Source organism: Anaerolineales bacterium, assembly GCA_022866145.1.
GTDB lineage: Bacteria > Chloroflexota > Anaerolineae > Anaerolineales > E44-bin32 > PFL42.
The window spans coordinates 1-2,812 of sequence record JALHUE010000397.1; the positions used below are offsets into that span (position 1 = coordinate 1).

The 2,812-nt window shown below is 62.7% G+C and carries 3 protein-coding genes; all 3 read left to right on the forward strand.

The annotated features are described in order from the left end of the window. The coding region (locus MUO23_12015; GenBank protein MCJ7513683.1) for a cupin domain-containing protein at positions 1 to 238 on the forward strand (238 nt) is incomplete at its 5' end. Positions 239 to 555: 317 nt separating this feature from the next. Next, positions 556 to 1,200: an MBL fold metallo-hydrolase gene (locus MUO23_12020; GenBank protein MCJ7513684.1), complete on the forward strand. Its 645-nt coding sequence runs from the start codon at positions 556 to 558 to the stop codon at positions 1,198 to 1,200. 208 nt (positions 1,201 to 1,408) lie between these two features. After that, positions 1,409 to 2,440 carry a helix-turn-helix domain-containing protein gene (locus tag MUO23_12025; GenBank protein MCJ7513685.1) on the forward strand — a complete coding sequence of 344 codons (1,032 nt, stop codon included), beginning with the start codon at positions 1,409 to 1,411 and terminating at the stop codon, positions 2,438 to 2,440. The last annotated feature ends 372 nt before the right edge of the window (positions 2,441 to 2,812 follow it).

Here is a 2,812-nt window from a genome sequence, read left to right on the forward strand (position 1 = left end):
AATGCGAATGGTGACTATCGAACCTGGAGGGGTCATCGGCCCGATTCACGACCATAAAGACAGGCCGAGCATGGTCTACATGCTGCAAGGAACGATCACTGACCACCGAAATGGAGTGGCTAAGGAGTATGGGCCGGCAGTGGGCTGGCCCGAGGATAAGAACACCACGCACTGGTTTGAGAATAGAGGAACGACGCCGGCGGCGGAGATCTCAGTCGATATGGTCAGGCAACAGTAAGCTCAGGCCCGACATTTAACCCGGTCGCCGCCTAACAACTCGCTGAAGCTGACCCGGCGGGCGGCGCGTTCGGTGCCACTTGCTCAGCCCGCCAGCGCGGCCGACAGTCCGGGGAGTCTGCCCGCTTCCGCCGGGCAGCTTAGCTCGAGGCCGTTGGGCGGCGCCGATTCTCGCCCTCCAAACTCGTGCTGTAGAAGGGTAGAAGCCCGCTTCCGATGACACTTCACTTCCTGAACTGCTTCACATGCAACGCTCGCGTGCCAAGTAGTTGGCACACGGGCACACTCTGCCTTCTGGCGGAGACCGCGCAGGGACCTGTGCTCATAGACACAGGGCCCGGCATAGACGACTATGCTCACCCGCCAGGGATCCTTCGTGTGTTCCAGGTCATCACCAAGGTCCCAATGGACGCCGACGAGGCCGCAGTCCGCCAAGTCGCTCGATTGGGGTACAACCCGGAAGACGTGCGTCATGTTGTTCTTACCCACATGCACTTCGACCACTGCGGCGGCCTCCGCGACTTTCCCAACGCTACCGCGCACGTGCATCAGCGTGAATACCAAGCGTTCAGGGGGAGACCGCGTCAGTTCACTGATTTGGCGTATGTTCGCCGCCACGTTGCACATCGCCCGAAGCTCGCCCTGTACGGAGATCAGAGTGAGTCCTGGTATGGCCTACCTGCCGTTCGGTTGCCCTTTCAACCCGAGATGTGGTTGGTGCCTTTGCATGGGCACACGCGTGGCCACTGTGGGGTGGCCATACGCACTGGCGTCGGCTGGCACTTCCATGTGGCGGATGCAGGTCCCGTGGCCCTCGAGGACTATGCGCCTGCGTGGCTGGTCAACTTCGCACTGGGGCCACATACCGACCGCCTTCGCGCCTTTGCCGCGGCGCACCCTGAGGTCCGGATCACCACTGGCCACATGTGGCTGGACTTCTTTGATGGCCAAGAGTCGATCTAGGACGAGGAGACTGTCCTGGCTGGGATGAGCGCCGCCCAACAACTCGCTGAAGCTGACCCGGCGGGCTGGGCCGTAGGTGCCACTTGCTCGGCCCGCCGGCATGCGCGAGAATAGTCGGCAGTCTGCCCGCTTCCGCCGGGCAGCTTAGCTCGAGGCCGTTAGGCGGCTGATGGGGCGGGGCTGTCGACAGTCGAGACGGGAGAGCAGGATGAAACCGGAAACGACGGAAGATGTTCTTGACCTCTTGGACGCTCACTCGACCGCTGCCGCGCTGGGTGCCGCCATGCAACTGGGCCTATTCTGGTTGCTCACGGAGCAGACGCTGAGTGCATCGGACATCGCCGACGCCCTTGGAATTCCCGCGTATCGCTGTCGCTATTGGCTGCAGGTTCTGAGCAGATCCGGTCTCCTCGAGGAGACCTCCAGCGGCTATGCGGCGTCCCCAACGGCGCGGCGGGCCATCCTGGGTGCCTACAGCCAGAGTTCCTGGGCACTCCTGGCAGAAGAGGCTGGACAGCGGTCCCACGCCCTCCGCGATCTAGCTCTGCACATCCCTGATCCTGGTCCGGCGCCGGCGGCTCAGGAGACGCTCTCCTTGGACTACGTCGCGCGGATGTCTGAAAGCGCCGACAGAGCCCGTCGATTCACGCGCATGCTCTATGAGATCCACGGTCCCCTTGCAGATCGGCTCGCGGCGTTGCTGGACCTGAGTTCGGCAACTCGGCTGATGGACCTGGGAGGTGGTTCAGGAGTCGTATCAATGGCCCTGTTGCGCCGGTACCCTCATCTGACCGCTGTGGTCGTGGACATCGAAAACGTCTGCAAAGCTGGGCGCGAGCTCGCGGCCGAGAACTCTCTGGAGGACCGGATCACTTTTCACGCGGCCGATGTCCTCAGAGACAAGTTGCTGTCGGGGTTCGATGTTGTTCTGGAATGCGATGTCAATGTCTACACCGAAGCCCTCTTCCGCAAGGTCCGCGCTGCTCTGAGCCCTGGCGGGCGATTCTTCATCGTCGACTACTTCGCACCAGCACGCGGCGTCGCCCCGCCTTCGCGCGCGCACTGGGCGCTCGAGCGCTCTCTGTCGGACCCTGAATTCAGCTACCCTAGCGCAGCCGCGGCCAAGTCTCTCCTAGAGGAGGTGGGCTTCCGGGTCGTGGCAGAGGGCACCTTGTCGGCGCACGGGGAGACTCCCTCAAGATACGCAAGCGGTCTCTCTGTGATCGAGGCCTGCACATGACGGAGGCTGTCCTCTCTCTCGCTGACGACTCCTAACAACGGCATTCAACGGACGGCGCTTCGCGCCGCCGCTGATGCCGCCACACCTGAACTTCTCGTCGACATCCAGACGATCCACGACAACATGCCCCCAGGAGGATTCGTTGCGCCTATCCTTCCCAATTAGCACGCACGCGGCCCCCGATGTCCCCATTACGACACCCAGCCGCCGCCTAACAACTCGATGGAGCCGACCCGGCCAGCTGCGGCGAATCGGGTTTAAGATAGGTTCCAAGAGCTGGCCGGGCGGCTCATCTCGAGGCCGTTAGGCGGCACGTTCTGCCAGTCCCAGGGAGGTTCTATGCACGAGCTAAGTTCCCAGATTACGCCCCAC